This window comes from Stenotrophomonas sp. 2YAF26 (assembly GCF_052114625.1).
Classification (GTDB): domain Bacteria; phylum Pseudomonadota; class Gammaproteobacteria; order Xanthomonadales; family Xanthomonadaceae; genus Stenotrophomonas; species Stenotrophomonas indicatrix.
In genome coordinates this window covers 312,944-333,756 of sequence record NZ_JBFRFC010000002.1, presented here as the reverse complement: position 1 = coordinate 333,756, position 20,813 = coordinate 312,944, and the positions used below count along the sequence as shown (strand labels likewise).

22 protein-coding genes are annotated in these 20,813 nt (G+C 66.1%); 17 read left to right on the top strand and 5 right to left on the bottom strand.

What is annotated here, in order from left to right:
• The first annotated feature begins 62 nt into the window (after positions 1-62).
• The 11 genes from ffh (at position 63) to AB4Y98_RS03765 (ending at position 7,569) form a co-directional block, all read left to right on the top strand.
• The gene (gene ffh, locus AB4Y98_RS03815; RefSeq protein ID WP_025873824.1) at positions 63-1,439 is read left to right on the top strand and encodes a signal recognition particle protein; all 1,377 of its coding nucleotides are present in this window, start codon (positions 63-65) and stop codon (positions 1,437-1,439) included.
• Positions 1,440-1,494: 55 nt separating this feature from the next.
• Complete coding sequence (locus AB4Y98_RS03810) at positions 1,495-1,929, top strand: hypothetical protein (protein ID WP_025873823.1); 435 nt, start codon at positions 1,495-1,497, stop codon at positions 1,927-1,929.
• Positions 1,930-2,017: 88 nt separating this feature from the next.
• Positions 2,018-3,094 (top strand): NAD(P)H-dependent flavin oxidoreductase, encoded by a 1,077-nt coding sequence (locus tag AB4Y98_RS03805; RefSeq protein WP_442243803.1) that lies wholly within the window; start codon positions 2,018-2,020, stop codon positions 3,092-3,094.
• Positions 3,091-3,873, top strand: a complete 783-nt coding sequence (locus AB4Y98_RS03800) for an aminotransferase class IV family protein (RefSeq protein ID WP_442243802.1) — start codon at positions 3,091-3,093, stop codon at positions 3,871-3,873. The genes AB4Y98_RS03805 and AB4Y98_RS03800 overlap by 4 nt, the downstream gene beginning before the upstream one ends.
• A gap of 148 nt (positions 3,874-4,021) precedes the next feature.
• On the top strand, positions 4,022-4,282 hold the full coding sequence (gene rpsP / locus AB4Y98_RS03795; RefSeq protein ID WP_025873821.1) for a 30S ribosomal protein S16: 261 nt from the start codon (positions 4,022-4,024) through the stop codon (positions 4,280-4,282).
• 45 nt (positions 4,283-4,327) lie between these two features.
• Positions 4,328-4,840, top strand: a complete 513-nt coding sequence (gene rimM, locus AB4Y98_RS03790) for a ribosome maturation factor RimM (protein WP_312786069.1) — start codon at positions 4,328-4,330, stop codon at positions 4,838-4,840.
• Positions 4,841-4,848: 8 nt separating this feature from the next.
• On the top strand, positions 4,849-5,607 hold the full coding sequence (gene trmD / locus AB4Y98_RS03785; protein ID WP_312107544.1) for a tRNA (guanosine(37)-N1)-methyltransferase TrmD: 759 nt from the start codon (positions 4,849-4,851) through the stop codon (positions 5,605-5,607).
• 152 nt (positions 5,608-5,759) lie between these two features.
• Complete coding sequence (gene rplS / locus AB4Y98_RS03780; protein ID WP_223494549.1) at positions 5,760-6,161, top strand: 50S ribosomal protein L19; 402 nt, start codon at positions 5,760-5,762, stop codon at positions 6,159-6,161.
• 81 nt (positions 6,162-6,242) lie between these two features.
• A complete protein-coding gene (locus AB4Y98_RS03775; RefSeq protein ID WP_442243801.1) occupies positions 6,243-6,617 on the top strand; it encodes a DUF6404 family protein in 375 nt (124 codons plus the stop codon).
• A gap of 76 nt (positions 6,618-6,693) precedes the next feature.
• Positions 6,694-7,128: a DUF1801 domain-containing protein gene (locus tag AB4Y98_RS03770; protein WP_312107548.1), complete on the top strand. Its 435-nt coding sequence runs from the start codon at positions 6,694-6,696 to the stop codon at positions 7,126-7,128.
• A 33-nt stretch (positions 7,129-7,161) separates the two neighbouring features.
• Entirely contained in the window at positions 7,162-7,569 is a 408-nt protein-coding gene (locus AB4Y98_RS03765; protein ID WP_442243800.1) for a DUF1801 domain-containing protein, read from the top strand.
• Between the two features lie 82 nt (positions 7,570-7,651).
• On the opposite strand, the gene AB4Y98_RS03760 is transcribed toward AB4Y98_RS03765, so the two are convergent.
• Positions 7,652-9,124 (bottom strand): MATE family efflux transporter, encoded by a 1,473-nt coding sequence (locus tag AB4Y98_RS03760; protein WP_442243799.1) that lies wholly within the window; start codon positions 9,122-9,124, stop codon positions 7,652-7,654.
• A gap of 62 nt (positions 9,125-9,186) precedes the next feature.
• On the opposite strand from AB4Y98_RS03760, the gene AB4Y98_RS03755 reads away from it, so the two are divergent.
• From AB4Y98_RS03755 to AB4Y98_RS03745, 3 genes are all read left to right on the top strand, one after another.
• Entirely contained in the window at positions 9,187-9,426 is a 240-nt protein-coding gene (locus AB4Y98_RS03755; RefSeq protein WP_394196071.1) for a hypothetical protein, read from the top strand.
• 9 nt (positions 9,427-9,435) lie between these two features.
• Positions 9,436-9,843 carry an RNA-binding S4 domain-containing protein gene (locus tag AB4Y98_RS03750; RefSeq protein ID WP_223494551.1) on the top strand — a complete coding sequence of 136 codons (408 nt, stop codon included), beginning with the start codon at positions 9,436-9,438 and terminating at the stop codon, positions 9,841-9,843.
• A gap of 213 nt (positions 9,844-10,056) precedes the next feature.
• On the top strand, positions 10,057-11,253 hold the full coding sequence (locus AB4Y98_RS03745; protein ID WP_442243798.1) for a glycoside hydrolase family 5 protein: 1,197 nt from the start codon (positions 10,057-10,059) through the stop codon (positions 11,251-11,253).
• A 145-nt stretch (positions 11,254-11,398) separates the two neighbouring features.
• On the opposite strand, the gene katG is transcribed toward AB4Y98_RS03745, so the two are convergent.
• The 3 genes from katG to mutS form a co-directional block, all read right to left on the bottom strand.
• Positions 11,399-13,639: a catalase/peroxidase HPI gene (gene katG / locus AB4Y98_RS03740; RefSeq protein WP_442243797.1), complete on the bottom strand. Its 2,241-nt coding sequence runs from the start codon at positions 13,637-13,639 to the stop codon at positions 11,399-11,401.
• 144 nt (positions 13,640-13,783) lie between these two features.
• The gene (locus tag AB4Y98_RS03735; protein ID WP_223494554.1) at positions 13,784-14,401 is read right to left on the bottom strand and encodes a DUF937 domain-containing protein; all 618 of its coding nucleotides are present in this window, start codon (positions 14,399-14,401) and stop codon (positions 13,784-13,786) included.
• Positions 14,402-14,520: 119 nt separating this feature from the next.
• The gene (gene mutS, locus AB4Y98_RS03730) at positions 14,521-17,142 is read right to left on the bottom strand and encodes a DNA mismatch repair protein MutS (protein WP_394196065.1); all 2,622 of its coding nucleotides are present in this window, start codon (positions 17,140-17,142) and stop codon (positions 14,521-14,523) included.
• A 136-nt stretch (positions 17,143-17,278) separates the two neighbouring features.
• Between mutS and AB4Y98_RS03725 the strand changes: the two genes are divergently transcribed.
• Together AB4Y98_RS03725 and AB4Y98_RS03720 are read left to right on the top strand one after the other, a co-directional pair.
• Positions 17,279-17,737: a hypothetical protein gene (locus tag AB4Y98_RS03725; RefSeq protein ID WP_312786076.1), complete on the top strand. Its 459-nt coding sequence runs from the start codon at positions 17,279-17,281 to the stop codon at positions 17,735-17,737.
• Positions 17,734-18,279, top strand: a complete 546-nt coding sequence (locus AB4Y98_RS03720) for an Imm57 family immunity protein (RefSeq protein WP_442243796.1) — start codon at positions 17,734-17,736, stop codon at positions 18,277-18,279. Before AB4Y98_RS03725 ends, AB4Y98_RS03720 begins: the two co-directional genes overlap by 4 nt.
• 93 nt (positions 18,280-18,372) lie before the next feature.
• Here the strand turns inward: AB4Y98_RS03720 and AB4Y98_RS03715 are convergent, their stop codons facing one another.
• Positions 18,373-18,765: a ribonuclease inhibitor gene (locus AB4Y98_RS03715; RefSeq protein ID WP_223494561.1), complete on the bottom strand. Its 393-nt coding sequence runs from the start codon at positions 18,763-18,765 to the stop codon at positions 18,373-18,375.
• A gap of 369 nt (positions 18,766-19,134) precedes the next feature.
• On the opposite strand from AB4Y98_RS03715, the gene AB4Y98_RS03710 reads away from it, so the two are divergent.
• Positions 19,135-20,811, top strand: a complete 1,677-nt coding sequence (locus AB4Y98_RS03710; RefSeq protein ID WP_312786081.1) for a ShlB/FhaC/HecB family hemolysin secretion/activation protein — start codon at positions 19,135-19,137, stop codon at positions 20,809-20,811.
• Positions 20,812-20,813: the final 2 nt, after the last annotated feature.

The window sequence follows — 20,813 nt, the reverse complement described above, 5'->3', positions numbered from 1 at the left end:
GCGCGATGGACCCGTTATACTGTGGGCCTTATTGTCCCCCGCTTTCAGACAGGTTGCGCCGCATGTTCGAGTCCCTGACCCAGCGCCTTTCCGGCACCATCGAGCGCCTGCGCGGCCGTGGCCGCCTGACCGAAGAGAACATCCGCGAGGCGACCCGCGAGGTCCGCATCGCGCTGCTCGAAGCCGACGTCGCGCTGCCGGTGGTGCAGGCCCTGATCGAGCGCATCAAGGTGCGTGCGGTCGGCCAGGAAGTGCTGAAGTCGCTGACCCCGGGCCAGGCCCTGATCAAGGTCGTGCGCGACGAGCTGACCGCGGTGATGGGCGCCGAAGCCAGCGACCTGAACCTCAACGTTCCCGCGCCGGCCATCATCCTGATGGCGGGCCTGCAGGGCGCCGGCAAGACCACCACGGTCGGCAAGCTGGCCAAGCACCTGAAGGAAAAGCGCAAGAAGAAGGTGATGGTGGTCTCGGCCGACGTCTACCGTCCGGCGGCGATCGAGCAGCTGAAGACGCTGGCCGACCAGGTGGGCGTGCTGTTCTTCCCGTCCAGCGCCGAGCAGAAGCCGGAGGCCATCGTCCGCGCCGCCATCGATGACGCGCGCAAGTCGTTCGTCGACGTGCTGCTGGTCGATACCGCCGGCCGCCTGGCCATCGACGAAGCGATGATGGCCGAGATCAAGGCCCTGCACGCTGCGGTCAACCCGGCTGAAACGCTGTTCGTGGTCGATGCCATGACCGGCCAGGATGCGGCCAATACCGCCAAGGCCTTCGGTGATGCGCTGCCGCTGACCGGCGTGGTCCTGACCAAGACCGACGGTGACGCCCGTGGCGGCGCCGCGCTGAGCGTGCGCTACATCACCGGCAAGCCGATCAAGTTCGTCGGTGTCAGCGAAAAGCCGGAAGGCCTGGACGTGTTCCACCCGGACCGTATCGCCAGCCGCATCCTCGACATGGGCGACGTGCTGTCGCTGGTCGAGCAGGTCGAGCAGCAGGTCGACAAGGACAAGGCGCAGAAGCTGGCCGAAAAGGTCGCCAAGGGCAAGAAGTTCGATCTGAACGACATGCGCGACCAGCTCGAGCAGATGCAGAACATGGGTGGCATCGGCGGCCTGATGGACAAGCTGCCGGGCCTGGGCCAGATTCCCGAGCACCTCAAGCAGCAGGTCAGCCAGGGCAAGGAAGTGCCGCGCATGATCGCCATCATCGGCTCGATGACCAAGAAGGAACGGCGCAACCCGAACCTGCTCAATGGCTCGCGTCGCGCCCGCATCGCCAAGGGCTCGGGCGTGACCCCGGCCGACGTCAACAAGCTCATGAAGCAGTACATGCAGATGGAAAAGATGATGAGCAAGATGGCCGGTGGCGGCATGAAGGGCATGATGCGCAGCATGAAGGGCATGATGGGCGCCATGGGCGGCCGTGGCATGCCGTTCCGCTGAGCGCGCGCTGTATCGAACGCTTGAACAACCCGCGGAATCAATCAAAGGAATGTGCATGAACAAGTCGATCGTGGTGATGGCGCTGGCCCTGGGCCTGGTTGCCTGCAAGGACGACACCTCCGTGTCGCAGAAGGCCGGTAGTGCCATCAGTGGTACCGCTGCCGATTTCGTCGCCGGGCTGGGCGAGGGCGTGGACAAGCGCATGAACGTGACGCTGCAGGCCGATCCGGGCCTGGCCGCGCAGGGCCTCACCGTCACCCTCGGCAAGAGCCGTGGCATGGGCTCCAAGGACGCGGCGGTGTACGTGGTGGCCGACAAGGCGTTCAAGGGCAAGCTGGTGGCGCGTGCGCTGGATGCCGAGGGCACCGAGATCGGTCGCGCCAGCGCCGAGGAAGAGTTTGCCGCTGATGACGCGCGCTATGTGACGTTCAAGTTCAACGAAGAAATGGACAGCCAGCTGGTCCGCACCTACGCGGTGTCTGCACGCTGAGCCAGGCGGGAGCGGATCGCCCGAGGCGACGCTCCCGTCCACAGTGTCTGGCGTATGCTGGCAGCGACTCCTCCCACAGGTGCGTCGCGTGAGCCTTTCGCCGATTCTCGAACGCGCCGACGATTTCTGTCGGCGTTTTTCATTGCAGCTGCCAATCCTGCTGGCACCGATGGCCGGTGCCTGTCCGGTTCCGCTTTCCGCCGCGCTGGCCAACGCCGGCAGCATGGGCGCGATGGGGGCCGTGTTGTCGCCGGCGGCTGATATCGGTCGCTGGATGCAGGACTTCCGGGCCGCTTCCAGCGGGCCGGCGCAGGTGAACCTGTGGTTGCCCGATCCCGCGCCGGTGCGCGATGTGGCCGCCGAGGCCAGCACGCGTGCGTTTCTCGGCCAGTGGGGGCCGGAGGTTGCGGCCAGCGCAGCGGATGCCACGCCTGCCGATTTCGAGGAGCAGTTCAGTGCGCTGCTGGCGGCACGGCCGGCGGTGGCCTCGACCATCATGGGCGTGCTGTCGCCGCGTCATGTGCAGCAGTTGAAGGATGCGGGCATCGCCTGGATCGCCTGCGCTACGACGCTGGCCGAAGCGCGCGCTGCGCAGGACGCGGGTGCTGACGCGGTGGTCGCGCAGGGCGCCGAAGCCGGCGGCCATCGCGGCGCCTTCGATCCGATACGTGCAGAACAGCAGCTGGTCGGCCTGTTCGCACTGCTGCCACGGCTGGCGGACAACCTGAGTATTCCGGTGATCGCTGCGGGCGGAATCGGCGATGGTCGCGGCATTGCTGCTGCCTTGATGCTCGGGGCCAGCGCCGTGCAGATCGGCACGGCCTTCCTGCGCACACCCGAAGCAGCGGTGGCGCCGGCATGGGCCGATGCGTTGGCCCGCAACGAACCCGAAGACACCTGGCCGACCCGCGCTTTCAGTGGTCGCCTGGGCCGTGGCCTGGCCACTGCCTACGTGCGTGCAGCTGCTGCCGAGGGCGCACCCGCGCCGCGCCCGTACCCGGTGCAGCGTGGCCTGACTGGACCGATGCGCAAGCAGGCCACGCAGGAAAACCGGCTTGCTGCGATGCAGGCCTGGGCCGGGCAGTCGGCGTGGATGGCACCGGCAGCGCCGGCCGCTGACGTTCTGCGTGGCATGTGGGAACAGGCGCAGGCGCTGCTGCGATGACGGTGACCTGCAACGGCGCAACGGCGCGGGCCGAAGACCTGCTGCCGGCGCTGACCAACTACGGCCACTTCACCTCGTTGCAGGTGCGCGGCAACGCGGTGCAGGGTCTTGATCTGCATCTGCAGCGGCTGGCCAAGGCAACGCAGGAACTGTTCGGCAGCGTGCTCGATATCGCGCAGGTGCAGGCGTGGATGACGCAGGCGCTGCAACAGGCCGGCCAGGTCGACGCATCGATGCGGGTCACCGTGTACTCGCGCCGTTTCGATTTCCGCGCGCCGCTGGCAAGCGTGCCGGTGGATGTACTGGTTGCCGTCTCCGCGCCGGTCGCGCTGACCGCGCCGAAACGCGTACGCAGCGCGACATGGCAGCGAGAGCTGCCGCAGATCAAGCATGTCGGTACGTTTGGCCTGTTCGCCCAGCGCCGTGCAGCGTTGGCAGCGGGTTTCGACGATGCGCTGTTCGTGACCGCCAATGGGCAGATCAGCGAGGGCACGACCTGGAACCTGGCCGTGCATGACAGGGGACACCTGATCTGGCCGCAGGCGCCTGCGCTGCGGGGAACCGCTGAGGCACTTCTGCGGGCAGGCTGGGTGGGGCCGCAGCAGACCCGGCCGTTGCGGCTGGATGAGCTGGTCGGCATGCGGGCGGCTTTCGCCTGCAACGCCAGCGGGTTGTGGGCGCTGGATGCCATCAATGGTCAGGCGCTGCCGGGTTCGCAGGCCCTGGCTGAACAGGGCAGGGCGGTGTTGGCCCTAGTGCCCTGGCAGTCGCTTTCCTGAATGGAACCGTTCGGGTCAGATCCCTTTTGCTCGGTAAAAGGGATCTGACCCCGGGGTAGACGCCCGGGGTTGGCTCGGCCGAACTCTGCCGCTATAATCGCCCGCTTACCGCGCCATCCTGGCGACTGGGCAATAGGAAAAAACCACCATGGTCAAGATTCGACTGACCCGCGGCGGCGCCAAGAAGCGTCCGTTCTACCACATCATCGTCACCGACGTCCGCAGCGCCCGCGACGGCCGCAACATCGAGCGCGTTGGCTTCTACAACCCGGTTGCACAGGGCGGCGAGAAGCGTATCGAGCTGGACCTGGCCCGCGTTGACCATTGGGTCAAGAACGGCGCCCAGCCGACCGAGAAAGTTCGCAACCTGATCAAGGAAGCGAGCAAGTCCCAGGCCGCTGCGGCCTGATCCTGACGGGCCGCGCCCTGGTGCGGCCCATCTGATTGAACGCAGATGAAAGATAACGAGCGCCGCATCCTGCTTGGCAGGGTTGTCGGCGCTTTTGGTGTGCGCGGCGAAATAAAGCTCGAGTCCTGGACCGAGCCGCGTTCCGCTATTTTCCGTTACCAACCGTGGATCCTGCGCAGCCCCAACGGGCAGGAATCGACGCTTGAAGGCGCCCGTGGCCGGGATACCGGCAAGCACCTTGTGGCCCGTTTTCCGGGCATCGAGGATCGCGACACGGTCGAGGCGATGCATGGCACCGAGGTCTTCGTGGCCCGCAGTGCGCTGCCGCCGCCGAATGCCGACGAGTATTACTGGGTCGATCTGGAAGGCCTGGATGTGAAGACCGTCGAAGGCGTTGCCCTCGGCCAGGTCTCGCACCTGTTCAGTACCGGCGCCAACGATGTGGTGGTCGTACGCGGTGATCGCGAGCGGATGATTCCGTTCGTCGTGCCGGAGTTCGTCAAATCCGTCGACTTCGAGGCCAATCTGGTCGTGGTCGACTGGGACCCCGAGTTCTGAGTGTGAGCATGCGTTTCGACGTCATCACCCTGTTCCCCGATTTCCTCGCCCAGTCCGCTGGGCTGGGCGTGGTCGGCCGTGCGCAGGAAAAGGGATTGTTCAGCCTGCATGGCTGGAATCCCCGTGACTACGCCGAGGGCAACTACCGCCGGGTAGACGATCGTCCGTTCGGCGGTGGCCCGGGCATGGTGATGCTGATCGAACCGCTGCAGGCCTGCCTGCAGGCGATCCGTGAGGCCGATCCGACGCCTGCGCGGGTGATCCATCTCAGCCCGCAGGGCGCGCCGTTGACCCAGGCCAAGGTGCGGGAACTGGCGGCATTGCCGCGCATGGTCCTGCTCTGCGGCCGCTATGAAGGCATCGACGAGCGTTTCCTGGCCGCCAATGTCGATGAGGAGATTTCCCTCGGCGACTATGTGCTGTCCGGCGGCGAGCTGGGGGCGGCGGTGATCATCGACGCGGTGGCCCGGCTGCAGGAAGGCGCCTTGAATGACGCCGAATCCGCGGCGCAGGACAGTTTCGAGGGCGACCTCGGCCTGCTCGACTGCCCGCATTACAGCCAGCCGGCCCAGCATCCGCTGGGTGACGTGCCGGACGTGCTGCGCTCGGGCAACCATGCCGCCATCGCCGCCTGGCGTCGGCAGCAGTCGTTGATCCGTACCGCACAGCGGCGCCCGGACCTGCTGGATGAACAGGCGCTGGGCAAGGCCGACCGAAAGCTGCTGGCCCTGGCCCGCCAGGTCCCGGCGGAAAAGGGCAAGGCCTAGCGCCAGCCCTGCTTTATCGGCTATCATGGCCAATTACCGCCGGCCTCGGCCGGTGCGCAGTACCCAAAACAAACGTGCAGCACAGTCCGGTGACTGCATGAGCCCACGCTGTCGAATGACACGCCCACCCGAACAATGAATCGGTGTAACCCATGAGCAAGCTGAACAAGTCCATCGTCGCGGAATTCGAATCCGCCCAGATCACCCGTGAACTGCCGCAGTTCAGCCAGGGCGACACCGTTGTCGTCAACGTGAAGGTGAAGGAAGGTACCCGCGAGCGCGTGCAGGCCTATGAAGGCGTTGTCATCGCGACCAAGAACGGCGGCCTGAACTCCTCGTTCACCGTGCGCAAGATCTCGCACGGTTACGGTGTCGAGCGCGTGTTCCAGACCCACAGCGCCATCATCGACTCGGTCGAAGTGAAGCGTCGTGGTAAGGTCCGCGCCGGCAAGCTGTACTACCTGCGTGGCCTGGAAGGCAAGGCTGCCCGCATCAAGGAAGATCTGGCTGCTGCTGCTGCCGCCAAGGCTGCCCGCCTGGCAACCAAGGGCTGATAAACAACTTCGGTTGTTGCCGCGACGGCCGCCTTCGGGCGGCCGTTTGCGTTTGTGGTGCCGCCTCGTTAGTTTCAATGGATGGATGAGAGCGACCATCGATACCCGGCGGACATCCAGGTGGCGTTGCGCTTCCTGGACCATTCCGGGGTGCCACGGAGGGAAGCGGCACCCGTGCTGCACCGCATGCTGTGGCGGCTGGGTGTCGCGCTGCCGCCGCCGATACTGGCCGGTTTCCTGACCAATGCGCTGCTGCAGGGCCTGCTGTTTGGCGTCTTCTGGACGGTACTGATGTGGCTGTTGCTGTGGCAGGGCAGGGCCCCGGCGCTGGAACTGCTGTTGCTTGCCGGGGTGGTGGCAGGCGTGATGTTCGGCCTGGTGATGGCCACCCTGATGTGGTTCCTGCGCGGCGCCCGCAAGCTGCCCACCTGGCGGCAGTTCCGCAGCAGCCTCTGAGGCCATGGCGCAGTGCGCCGTGACCGCTGCCGGGCGGCGGCGTACGCTCGGGCCTTCGCCCCTCATGGCCCCTGCGATGCCCGCCAAGCGATCCGCCAGCAGTGCCGCGCCGAAGCTGCTGTCCGGCGGTAACCCGCAGATCGCCAAGGGCGAGGGCGATGCGCCTGTGCAGGCGTATATCGCCGCCATGCCGGACTGGAAGCGGGCTGTCGGTGCACGTCTTGATGCACTGATCAAACAGGCCGTGCCCGGCGTGCACAAAGCAGTGAAATGGAACTCGCCGATGTACGGCATCGCCGCCGGTGAGGGCTGGTTCCTCAGCTTCCATTGCTTCACCCGCTACATCAAGGTCGCGTTCTTCCGCGGTGCGCTGTTGCAGCCTGTTCCGCCCGAACCATCCAAGAGTGCCGACACGCGCTACCTGCACATTCTTGAGGATGGGGTACTGGACGAGGCGAGGTTCCTCGACTGGGTGCGGCAGGCCAGCGAGCTGCCCGGCGAACGCATGTGATCTCCCAGGTTCTTTCCCGTACGAGACCAAGCGATGGCCACGCAGAAGTCCGATCCCGCAGATGCTGCTCTCTCCGCTGCCACCCTGATTGACGCCCGCATTGCCGAGCTTGCTGATTGGCGTGGTGACATCCTTGCCCGCGTCCGCGCGCTGATCCACGAGGCGCTGCCGGACGTGGAGGAAACCTGGAAGTGGCGCGGCACACCGGTGTGGGAACACAACGGCATCCTGTGCACCGGCGAAACCTACAAGCAGGCGGTGAAGCTGACCTTCGCCCACGGCGCAGCGTTGCCGGACCCGAAGCGCCTGTTCAACGCCAGCCTGGAAGGCGGTACGCGCCGCGCGATCGACATCCACGAAGGCGAAATGCCCAACGCTACGGCGCTGAAAGCACTACTGCGCGCCGCTGCCAGGCACAACGCGAAAAAGAAAAAGCGGTAGTGCCGGCCGCTGGCCAGCAACTGCGCGATGTTTGCGACGTCCATGTAGTTGCCGGCCAGCGGCCGGCACTACCGGTGCATGTTCAACGCGGGGGGCTGGTTTCCAGCGCCGCATCCGGGTCGGCCACCGGCGAGGGCGGACAGGCGGGAATCTCCGATGGCGTGGCGAGTTCTTCGGCATGCACCGGTGTACTGATCATCCTCGCCTTGCGCCAGCCACCCCAGCGGTAATACGCCAGCGACAGCAGCATCGACACCAGCGAGCCGGCCGGGAAACTCCACCAGATCGCATCGGCACCCCAGTACGGCTGCAGGAATTCGGCGAACGGCACGCGCACGCCCCACAGCGACGCGGCCAGGATCAGCAGCGGCGGCAGCACCGCGCCGGTAGAGCGCACCACGCCGGAGATCACGAAGCTGACGCCGAAGAACAGGAACGAACCGATCACGATGTGGTTCAGGTGCCGCGCGATCTGCAGCGATTCGCTGCCCTGCGGCAGGAACAAGGCCAGCGAGTACTGGTCCAGCAGCACCAGCGGCAGGATCAACGCGCCGGTCAGCAGGAAGTTGAACGCGATGCCCTGGCGTGCGGTACCGCGCACGCGATCCCAGCGCTGCGCACCGACATTCTGCGCGGCCATCGACGAACACGCCGCACCGATCGCCATCGCCGGCATCTGCACGTAGTTCCACAGCTGCAGCGATGCACCGTAGGCTGCGCCGGTGTCGGTACCGTACTGGTTGACCATGGTCATCAGCATGATCACCGACAGCGAGATCAGCACCATCTGCAGGCCCATCGGTACGCCCTTGACCACCAGCGCGCGCAGGATGGTCATGTCCAGCTTGAACAGGTGCATGTCGGCGCGGCCCAGCCACAGCGTGTGCCGCTTGTGCCGCATGTACAGCAGCAGGCCGGCCAGCGACAGCGTCTGCGACACCAGCGTGGCCCAGGCCGAGCCGGCGATGCCCAGTTCCGGGAACGGCCCCATGCCGAAGATCAGCACCGGGTTCAGGGCGATGTCCAGCACCACCGAGACCAGCAGGAAGCGGAACGGCGTGCGCGAATCGCCGGCACCGCGCAGCGCCGCACTGAGGAAGGCGAAGGCGTACAGCGTCGGCATCGCCAGGAAGATGATGCGCAGGTAGGCCTCGGCCAACGGCAGCGAGGCGGCAGGCGTGCCCATCGCCGCCAGCAGCGGGTGGGCCAGGAACCAGCCGGCGATGGCGATGATGACCGACAGGCCGATGAAGAACGTGGCGCTGGTGCCGACCACGCGTCGTGCCTGGGCGATGTCGCGCGCACCGATGGCCTGGCCGATCAGGATGGTCGAGGCCATGCCGAAGCCGAACACCGAACCGATCAAGAAGAACATGATGTTGTTGGCGTTCGCGGTCGCGGTCAGTGCCGCTTCGCCAAGGAAGCGCCCCACCCATACCGCGTTCACCGAGCCGTTCAGCGACTGCGCGATGTTGCCTGCCAGGATCGGCAGCGCGAACAGCAGCAGGTTGCGGCCTATCGGGCCGGAGGTCAGGTCAAGCGGCGCTTTGGCCATGGAGTGGTGATCGATTCCCGGGAGGCGCACACTAGCATCAAGCCGGTTTGCAGGATGTGGCAATGCATCAATCACAACAGGCGATGCGGATGATCGTGGCGGCCTTGATCGCAGCGGCGCTGGCCGCATGTTCGTCAGGTGACCGGCTCGGCGATACCCAGGTGCGGCCGACCGACCGCCCCGAGTGCCTGGTCGGCAGCCAGCGCCAGGACCTGGCGGCCGGCACACCGGCATTGATCGGGGGTAGCGGCTGCCGCACCGACCCCGACAATCCGCGTCCCCTGAACAAGCGAACGGAGTAGTCCCTACCGATGTCCGAGCTTTCCCCGTTGGCGCCCAGCGTCCGTCTGGACATCTGGTTGTGGGCGGCCCGCTTCTTCAAGACCCGCAGCCTGGCCAAACAGGCGATCGAGACCGGCAAGGTATCCGTGGCCGGGCAGCGCCCGAAATCCTCACGCGCAGTACGCGTGGGAGAGCAGCTGCTGGTCGATCGCGGTGAAGAACACTTCGAGATCCAGGTGCTGGGCCTGAGCGACCAGCGCGGCCCGGCGCCGGTGGCGCAGCAGCTGTATGCCGAGAGCGAGGCCTCCAAGGCGCGCCGCGCCGAACAGCGTGCGCTGCGCATTGCCGCGCGTGATGGCTACCAGGCACCGGAGCACAAGCCGGACAAGCGCGCGCGCAGGTTGATCCGCGCTCTGGGTGATCTCGACGCGCTATGACGCAGTGACCGGACTGAACCGGCTCGCGCTCCGGTAGCCGTCCACCTTGGTGGGCGCTTTGCCATGCGCCGACCAAGGTCGGCCCCTACCGTATCGTGGGTCTGGCTCGCGCTCTGGTAGCCCCCCACCTTGGTGGGCGCTTTGCCGCCTACGCTCAGCCACCGTTCGGCTTGCGCCCCGCACGTTGGATCGTCCTCCTCATGGAAGCCCACCATGTTCCTGCGCCGCAGCCTGCTGTGCCTGGCCCTGTCCGCCGCCGTCCCGGTGTTCGCCGCCGACATCACCTTCTGGGATACCCCGCAGCGCGGTGGCAACAGCTTCAACGAAACGCCGCCCGACCGTGCCTACTTCCAGGGCCTGCGTGACACCGGCGCCACCTGGGTACGACTGACCCCGGACAAGTGGCGCAGTGCCGGCGGCCGCGATTTCCTGATGGGCGATGCCGACCACTATCAAGGACTGGTCGATGCCGACGTGGCCACGCTGCGTCGCGCGCTGGATGACGCCAATGCCGTGGGATTGAAGGTGGTGCTGGTGCCGCTGTCACTGCCGCTGCTGCGCTGGAAACAGAAGAACGGTGACGTGGTCGACCAGCGCCTGTGGCAGTCCTTCGACAACCACGCACCTGCGCAGCGCTTCTGGCGTGATCTTGCCGCCGCGCTGAAAGGGCATCCGGCGCTGGCCGGCTACAACCTGATCAACGAGCCGGCGCCGGAATACGGCACCACGCTGGCCGAACACGCCTCCCGCGAGGACATGCTGAAGTGGTATGCGGGCGTGCAGGGCGGACCGCGCGATCTGCGCCAGCTGTACACGGAACTGGTGGCCAGTGTGCGCGCGGTTGATGCAGACATGCCGCTGATGCTCGACGCTGGTTGGTACGCAGCGGCCGATGCCTTCGATTACTGGCCGGCGCCCCTGCAGGACACGAAGCTGCTTTACAGCGTGCACATGTACGAGCCGTACGCGGCCACCAGTGCGCCGAACCAGAAGCGCAGCAAACCGTACCGCTATCCCGCCGAAGTGCCGTTTGGCGACCGCAGCGAGCGCTGGGACGCCGCGCGCGTGCGCAGCTACCTGCAGCAGCCGATGGACTGGGCGAAGACACATGGCATTGGTGCCAACCGGATGGTGATCGGTGAGTTCGGCTGCATGCGCCGCTGGCCGGACTGCGGCCGCTACCTGCGCGACGTGCTGGACGTGGCCGAGCAGCAGAAGGTGCACTGGGCGTTCTACGCATTCCGCGAAGACGGTTGGGATGGCATGGACTACGAACTGGGCGACAAGCCGCTGCCGGGATCGTACTGGCAGGCTATCGAAAAGGGCGAAGCAGCGCAGCCGCCGCGTTCGATGCAGGCGCCGCTGTTCGCGCCGATCCTGGAGCGGTTGAAGGAAGGGGCGCCTCGGTAGTCGCCCACCTTGGTGGGCGTTGTGTCCGGTGCCAACCAAGGTTGGCATCTACCAAGTCATGACCCCGCGGTAGCGCTTTGGTAGTCGCCCACCCTGGTGGGCGCTTTGCCAGGTGCCAACCAAGGTTGGCACCTACCATATACGGTCAACCGTGCAGGTCGTAGCGGTCCAGTTCCATCACCCGCGTCCAGGCGGCGATGAAATCCTGCACGAACTTCTTCTCGCCATCGGCACTGGCATACACCTCGGCCAACGCGCGCAGCACGGCGTTGGAACCGAACACGAGATCCGCACGGGTGCCGGTCCAGCGCGCAGCACCATCGCTGCGTCCACGGCCTTCATAGCTTTCGCGACCGGTCGCCTTCCAGGTGGTGCCCATGTCCAGCAGGTTGACGAAGAAGTCGTTGCTCAGCGTGCCGGGACGGCTGGTGAACACGCCGTGCCTGCCACCGTCGGCATTGGCGCCGAGCACGCGCAGGCCACCGACCAGGGCGGTCATTTCCGGTGCGGTGAGGGTCAGCAGCTGTGCCTTGTCGATCAGCAGCGCCTCCTCCGGCACGCTGTAAGCGCCCTTGAGGTAGTTGCGGAAACCATCGGCAGCCGGTTCCAGCACCGCGAACGATTCGACGTCAGTCTGTTCCTGGCTGGCATCGGTGCGGCCCGGGGTGAACGGCACACTCAGGTCATGGCCGCCGGCCTTTGCCGCCTGCTCGATGCCGACGCCACCGGCCAGCACGATCAGGTCGGCCAGCGACACCTGCTTGCTGCCCGTGCCGTTGAACTCGGCCTGGACCTTTTCCAGCGCGGCCAGCACCTTGGCCAGCTGTTGCGGCTGGTTCACCGCCCAGTCCTTCTGCGGTGCCAAGCGCACGCGTGCACCATTGGCGCCACCGCGCTTGTCCGAACCGCGGAAGGTCGAGGCCGAGGCCCACGCCGTGGACACCAGCTCGGCCACGCTCAGGCCGGTCGCTGCGATCTTCTGCTTCAGCGCGGCGATGTCCTTGGCGTCGATCAACGGGTGCCTGGCTTCCGGCACCGGGTCCTGCCAGATGAATTCCTCGGCTGGAATCTCCGGGCCGAGATAGCGCGCACGTGGGCCCATGTCGCGATGGGTCAACTTGAACCAGGCGCGGGCGAAGGCATCGGCGAACGCCTGCGGATCAGCAAGGAATTTCCGCGAGATCTTTTCGTAGGCCGGGTCCATGCGCAGCGACAGGTCGGTGGTCAGCATCGTCGGGCGGTGCTTTTTCGACGGATCGTGCGCATCGGGAATCACCGCATCCGCATTCTTGGCGACCCACTGGTGGGCGCCGGCCGGGCTCTTGCTCAGCTCCCATTCGTTGCCGAACAGGATCTCGAAGAAATCGTGGCTCCACTGCGCGGGGGTGCGGGTCCAGGTGACTTCCAGGCCGCTGGTGATGGTGTCGCCACCTTTGCCGCTGCCGAAGCTGTTGGCCCAGCCCAGGCCCTGGCTTTCCAGGCCCGCTGCTTCCGGTTCCTTGCCGACGTTGTCGGCCGGGCCTGCACCATGGGTCTTGCCGAAACTGTGGCCACCGGCGATCAGGGCGACGGTTTCCTCATCGTCCATCGCCATGCGGCCGAAGGTGTCGCGGATGTCATGCGCGGCCAGCACCGGATCGGGATTGCCATCCGGGCCTTCCGGGTTCACATAGATCAGGCCCATCTGTACCGCGGCCAGCGGGTTTTCCAGTTTGCGCGAGTGCACATCGCCATCAGCGTCGTCATCGGACACCAGCACGCCGTGGTCCTCTTGCACGCCCTCCGAGCCGTGCTTGTAACGCACGTCGCCGCCGAGCCAGGTGGTTTCGCGGCCCCAGTACACGTCCTGGTCCGGCTCCCAGGTATCGGGACGGCCGCCGGCAAAGCCGAGCGTCTTGAAGCCCATCGACTCCAGTGCGACGTTGCCGGTCAGGATCAGCAGGTCGGCCCAGGAAATGGCCTGGCCATATTTCTGCTTGATCGGCCACAGCAGGCGCCGTGCCTTGTCCAGGCTGACGTTGTCCGGCCAGCTGTTGAGCGGAGCGAAGCGCTGCTGGCCGCGACCACCGCCGCCACGGCCATCGTCGATTCGGTAGGTACCGGCGCTGTGCCACGCCATGCGGATGAACAGGCCGCCGTAGTGGCCGAAGTCGGCTGGCCACCAGTCCTGCGAGTCGGTCATCAACGCCTTCAGGTCGGCCTTCAGGGCGCTGTAGTCCAGCCCGTTGAAGGCCTTGGCGTAGTCGAAGCCCGCATCGAGGGGATTGGAGCGCGTGGAGTGCTGGTTGAGCAGGTCCACGCGCAGCTGGTTCGGCCACCAGTCGCGGTTGGTCGTCGCATCACCGACGACGGCATGGTTGAACGGGCACTTCGCTTCGCTTTTCATGGGTCTCTACCTGTGGGCTGGCGAATGAGGGAATCAGATCGCTTACCCACCATAGGCATCGCCTAATGATGGGTAAATTCGATTGATTCAACCGATGCGATAGTGGCCGCCTATGGCAGGCGGCGCTTGCATCGTTGTGCGCGATCAGCGCTTGAGCAGGCCCGCGCCGAGCTTGAACAGATCGCTGGCGCCGAACTGGCCATCGCCGTCCTGGTCGAGCGCACCGCCAAGCAGGCTGCCGATGCCGCCGCCGGATTGCTGTGCTTCCTGGCCGAGGGCCTGGCTGAGCTGGCCTGCGTTGCCGCTCTGGGCAAACCGCTGGGCCAGGAACGACATGACGATGGGGGCAAGGATCGCCAGCAGCTGGCTGGACTTGCCGCTGTCCAGGCCGGTCTTCTGGCCCAGCGCTTCGGCCGCCTGCGAGGTCTGCCCACCGAATACGTGGCCGAGGATGCCGGCACCGTTGGTGGCGTTGCCGCCGGCACCGCCCATCACCGCGCCGAGGATGCTGCCGAGGTCGAAACCGCCACCACCGCCGCCGGCCGAGCCAAGGTGGTCGCGCTGCAGGGCATTGAGGAGGGACTGCGCACCCTGCGGCTCACTGGCGTTCTGGCCCATTGCGCCGAGCAGCAGGGGCAGGGCGCTGCCGACGGCCTGGGTAGCCTGGCTGCTGTCCAGGCCGAGCTGCTGCGACACCTGCTGCAGGCCTTGGCCCTGCTGCAGCTGCTGGAAGAGGGATGCAGCGAGGGATTCGGTGTTCATGGCGGTCTCCGGTCTGTGAAGGACGAACCGCCCGAGCATAACGCCGTGTACACGACGGCAATGCGAAGGCTTCATGGCGGGCGTCCGCCGGGCAGGGCCGGCGGAACATGCGGCCTGCCTTACAGCAGCGCCTTCAACCGGTACAGCGCTTCCAGTGCCTGCTTCGGGGTCAGCTCGTCCGGGTCGATCGCGGCCAGCGCCTCCTGCGCCTTGTTCGGCGGAGCGGCAAACAGCCCGAACTGCTGCGGGGCATCCAGCGCCTGCGGGGCGAGTTCGGCGGCATGGCTTTCGCCGCCGCGCTGTTCCAGCTCGGCCAGGCGTCGGCGCGCCTGTGCCACGGTGGCACGCGGCAGGCCGGCCAGGGCGGCCACCTGCAGGCCGAAGCTGCGGTTGGCCGGGCCGTCCTTCACTGCATGCATGAACACCAGCGCTTCGCCGTGCTCGACGGCATCCAGATGCACGTTGGCGATGCCGCTGCGGCCGCCCTCGTGCTGTTCGTCGGCCAACGCGGTCAGTTCGAAGTAATGGGTCGCAAACAGCGTGTAACAGCGGTTTTCGTAGGCGAGGTGGCGCGCTACCGCGTCGGCCAGGGCCAGGCCGTCGTAGGTGGACGTGCCGCGGCCGATCTCGTCCATCAGCACCAGCGAATGCGCGGTGGCGTGGTGCAGGATGTAGCTGGTTTCGGCCATCTCGACCATGAAGGTCGACTGCCCGCGGGCAAGGTCATCACCGGCGCCGATGCGGGTCAGGATGCGGTCGATCGGGCCGATCAACGCGCGGCTGGCCGGCACGAAGCTGCCGATGTGGGCCAGCAGCACGATCAGCGCGTTCTGCCGCATGTAGGTCGATTTACCGCCCATGTTCGGGCCGGTAATGACCAGCATGCGACGGTCCGGGTGCAGGTCCAGGTCGTTGGGCTCGAACGGCTGGTCACGCACCGCTTCCACCACCGGATGGCGGCCGCGCTCGATCTTCAGGCACGGCTCGGCCTGCAGTTCCGGGCGCGCCCAGTCCAGCGCCTGCGCACGCTCGGCGAAGGCGGCCAGCACATCCAGTTCGCTGAGTGCGGCGGCGCACTGCTTGAGCGGCTCCAGCTGGGTGCCCAGCGTGTCCAGCAGCTGCTCGTAAAGGTACTTTTCGCGCGACAGCGAACGGTCACGCGCGGACAGCACCTTGTCTTCGAACGCCTTCAGTTCTTCGGTGATGTAGCGCTCGGCGTTGGTCAGTGTCTGGCGGCGGGTGTAGTGCACCGGCGCACGGTCGGACTGGCCCTTGCTGATTTCGATGTAGTAGCCGTGCACACGGTTGTAGCCGACCTTCAAGGTGGCGATGCCGCTGCTCTCGCGCTCGCGCTGTTCCAGGTCGACCAGGAACTGGTCGGCGTGCGTCGACAGGCGGCGCAGCTCATCCAGCTCGGTGTCGAAGCCATCGGCCAGCACGCCACCGTCGCTGAGCTTGAGCGGCGGCATGTCGGCGATCGCGCTGGCCAGCAGGTGGGCGCATTCGTCGTGTTCGCCGAGCGCGGCGTGCAGGGTCTGCAGGCGCGGTGAATCCAGCGGTGACAGCACCTCGCGTACGGCCGGCAGCAGGCCGAGGCCATCGCGCAGGGTGGAGAAATCGCGCGGCCGTGCCGAGCGCAGGGCAACGCGGGTGAGGATGCGTTCAAGGTCGCCGAGGCGGCGGAACTGTTCGCGGATATCTGCGTCCGCGCCACGGTCGATCAGTGTTTCCACCGCGTGGTGGCGCTGCACCAGCACCTCGCGCAGGCGCAGCGGCCGATGCAGCCAGCGGCGCAGCAGGCGGCCGCCCATCGGCGTCACTGTGCTGTCGAGCACGCCGAGCAGGGTGTTGCGGGTATCGCCGTCGACGCGGGTGTCCAGCTCCAGATGGCGACGCGTTGCCGCGTTCATCGCGATCGCTTCGCTGGCGGTCTCCATCGAGATGGACGTCAGGTGCGGCAGGCGCTGCTTCTGGGTTTCCTCGACATAGCCGAGCAGGGCGCCGGCAGCGGCCGTGGCGCGCGGCTTGTCATCGATGCCGAAGCCGCTGAGGTCGTGCAGCTTGAAGAAGTTCAGCAGCTGGCGGCGACCACTGTCGGCGTCGAACAGCCACGGCGCGCGGCGACGTACGCCGCTGCGCTGGCGCAGGAAGTCGGGCCAGTTCTCTTCATCCGGAACCAGCAGTTCGGCTGGCTCCAGGCGGGCCAGCTCGGCCTCGAGTGCGTCGTCGTTGTCGACTTCGTTGACCAGGAAGCGGCCGCCGGCCAGATCGGCCCATGCCAGCCCATAGCCGCTCTTGTTGCGCGACAGGGCCATCAACAGGGTGTCGCGGCGCTCGTCCAGCAGCGCCTCGTCGGTAACGGTGCCCGGGGTGACGATGCGCACCACCTTGCGTTCGACCAGACCCTTGGCCAGTGCCGGGTCGCCGATCTGTTCGCAGATCGCCACCGATTCGCCCAGCGCCACCAGCCGGGCCAGGTAGCCCTCGTAGGCATGCACCGGCACGCCGGCCATCGGAATGGGCGCGCCGCCGGAGCTGCCGCGCTGGGTGAGGGTGATGTCCAGCAGCCGCGCCGCCTTGCGGGCGTCGTCGTAGAACAGCTCGTAGAAGTCGCCCATGCGGAAGAACAGCAGCAGGTCCGGGTAGTCGGACTTGGCTGCGAAGAACTGCTTCATCAGCGGGGTGTGCTCTGCACTGGCCTTGGATGAGGACGTTTTCGTTTTTGAATCAGTGGTTTGCAAGAGAGCTTCCTACGGGTTGTAGCGATCGACCCGGGTCACTGACCGCGAGTGACGGGGTTCTTCGTTGCGCTGCGGTTGCGCCGGTCACTCAAAGAGGATCAAATCGATGTTGCGACGGACACACGGCGGATCGACCATGGATACGGTTGTTGCGACGCAGGCAGATGCCCCGCGCCGCCGAGGCACCAAGTTTAAGCTGACCTGCCACCAAATCTGCGAACTGAGCGTGGCCAAGGCCCCGGTTGAAGGAAAACAGGGGAGGGCGGTCATAGCCTCGCGGCCGCCGGCAGAGGCGGGCAAGCCTTGCCGCGTGCTGGGCGGGAACCGAGGTGCTCCGACGGGCTTTGGGTTCTACGTGGGCCCCACCCGCACCACCTACGAAGTCGTAGTCCGAGGCCCAGTTGGGGTTCGGCGGTTCTCATTGGGCAGCGTCACCGACATCGGTCCCGAACAAGCCTACGAGCTGGCCCGTCAGAAGTTGGCCGTGGTCCGGGAAACCGGCCAGCATCCCTCCACGGAAGAGGTCCGAGCCGAATATTTGGTCGAGTTGAAAAGGGCCACGCTGGCGGACTGCTCGATTCTGGTGAGCCGATGAAAACCACTGCGCTGATTTCGTGCTTCGTCCTTTGTGTTCTATTTGGGTCCTCGGTGTCCGCCCGGCCGCTGGCAGAAAGACTCGCGGCAGACATGGAGATGGCCGAACACTCTATTCTTGCCTCGCTGGTAGTGCACAAGAGTTCCGAGAGCAAGTCACTGTGCTCTCAGACGCCATATGCTTGTGTAGGAGCTGACGGTGCTGAGCTTGGTCTTGCCTTGATAGGGGGAAGTAGGAGTCCGGCTGCCCCTCGGAACTTGGTTGAACTGTCCCGCTTCCGTATGGACGGAGCGCTCTCCGAAGACTACAAGTGCTACGTCGCCGCGCAGGGCAATTCAATGGTTCAGGCTGCGTCGAGGCTGGATGCCAGGAAGCTGGCAGGTCAATGCCTCTCCGAACTTGCTGCTTTCAAGCGTCGGGCGGGCGGGGCGAAATTCGACGTGGCGCCTGAAAACATCTGTAGCTCAGTCGCGGACATCCAGAGTTCCCTGCGTGACGTGGTCAGGCTCGCCAAGGCCGGTAGTGACTGCGATGGCGTCTGAATCGGTCGTTTGACATGTACTACCACAACCGGTCGCGCTGTAACGGTTGGCGTGTTCCGCAGGCGGGATGCCGCAGGGGGGAGGGGCGCCACTTCAGGCGCACACCAGTGCAACGTTCGGGTGGCTGGCGAAGATCTCCATCACGATGTCGAAGTAGGTCTGCCCCTCGCCACGTTGCAGGGCGTCCAGCTGGCGGCCGATGGTTTCGGCATTGAACGTACCCGGCTGCCGCAGCTTGTCTTCCAGCCACGCGCGCGTGGTCTCCAATCCCAGTGCCTCGCGGCTGTGGTCGATGTCGCGCCAGACCAGCGTAGCGGTTTCGTGCCCGGCCAGCGCGCCATAACCGCCGTACAGCAGATCGTCCAGTCCATCGAGACTGGGCCCGAGCTGCCAGGCTTCGCCGGCCATGAATACCCGGTTGATCTCCGCATAGAGGCTGGGGATATCAACGATGGTGGTGCCTTCGATCTGCAGGAATACGGTCATGCGCCGACTGTAGCGTGGGCGGGCGAAAGGCGTTGTGCTGAACGCCGTTGCTTTGCGACGTGGCGCGTGCGTACGCATACTCTGGATCTCTGCCTGCGGTGTTCTGTCCCGTAGTTCTGGGCATTTGAAAATTTCCCTATAGAAATCCTTCGGGCGGCCGATAGCCTATGCGCCACTTCGCGTCGGGCGCGGTGGCATGCCGTTGCATACCCCCGGCGAACCTCGATTCAAGCCATCGGGTTGGCCCTTCTCCTTTCCGGGAGCAGGACCGCTGACGCGTGGCATCAACACGTGGAATTGATTGTGCAAGCAAGGAAGATGTCTGTGCGCGGTGCGCGCCGCAGTGGTGGAGGGTTGGTGCTTCTGGGCATGGCCTTCAGTGTTGCTGCCCAGCAGGTGGGTGACCCGGGCGCGCAGGAGCTGCTGCGCCAGCAGGAACGAGAACGCGTGCTGCGCGAGCAGCAGGAAAGCCGGCCCGATGTACGCCTGGAGAGCAGCCAGGGTGAACAGGGGGAGCGCCTGCCGACGCAGGAGCAGCCCTGCGTGCGTATTGATCGCATCGTGCTGGACGGCGAGGGTGCCAAGGGCTTCCAGTGGGCATTGGCCGCAGCCGATCCGCGCGAAGATCCCGCCAGCGGCCGCTGCCTGGGCACTGAAGGCATCAACGTGGTGATGAAGCGCGTACAGAACGCGATCATCGCGCGTGGCTATGTCACCACCCGCGTGCTGTCGGCTCCGCAGGATCTGAATACCGGCACGCTGACACTGTCGGTGGTGCCCGGGCGATTCCGCGAGGCGGTGTTCACCGAGGCGGATGGGCGGCATCCGGCCATCGCCAATGCGCTGCCGATCCGCAGTGGCGGCCTGTTGAACCTGCGCGACATCGAGCAGGGGCTGGAGAACCTGCAGCGCGTGCCCACCGTCACTGCTGACATCAAGATCGCACCTGCAGACGGCGAAGGCGCCGCGCCCGGGCAGAGCGACCTGAACATCGACTGGAAACAGCGTTCGCCGGTGCGTGCCAGCCTGACCCTGGACGATGCAGGCAGCCAGGGCACCGGCAAGCTGCAGGCCAACGCCACGCTGTCGTTGGACAACCCGCTGGGCCTGAACGAGCTGTTCTACGTCAGCGCGGGGCGCGGCGTGTTCAATGGCAAAGGCAAGGACACCAACAGCTGGACCGCGCACTACGACGTGCCCTACGGCTACTGGCTGTTCGGCGCCACGGCCAGTGCCTACGACTACAGCCAGACCGTGGTGGGCGCGTACGAAAGCTATGACTACAGCGGCCGCAGCGGCAACGCCGAGGCACGCGTGGATCGCCTGCTGCTGCGCAATGCCAAGACCAAGCTGGGCATCTACGGCCGCGGCTGGCAGCGCACGTCGAAGAACTACATCGACGATACCGAGATCGAGGTGCAGCGTCGCCGTACCTCGGGCTGGGAGCTCGGCCTGACCCACAAGCAGTTCATCGGCGCGGCTACGCTTGATGCCACGCTGGCATACCGGCGCGGCACCGGCGCCTTCCATGCACTGCGCTCCCCGGAAGAGATGGCCCAAGCGTGGGATCCAACCCTGCCGTTGGAAGGCACCTCGCGGATGAAGGTGATCACGGCTGACGCGCAGTTGAGCGTGCCGTTCCAGCTGGGCAAGCAGCGCCTGCGCTACACCGCCGCCTGGCGCGCGCAGTGGAACCGCACACCATTGTCGCCACAGGATCGCTTTGCGATCGGCGGCCGCTACACGGTGCGTGGCTTCGATGGCGAAAGCTCGCTCAGCGGTGAGCGCGGCTGGTCGCTGCGCAACGACCTGTCGCTGGGCATCGGCGGCGGCCAGGAGTTCTACGTCGCCGCCGACTACGGCCGCATCGGCGGGCCATCGGCGCAATGGCAATCCGGCCGGGATCTGGCCGGCATGGCATTGGGCCTGCGCGGCGGCTGGCAGCAGCTTTCCTGGGACGGTTTCGTGGGCTCGGCCCTGCACAAGCCCTCCAACTTCCCGACTGACTACACCACCTTCGGCTTCAGCCTGGCGTGGCGCTACTGATC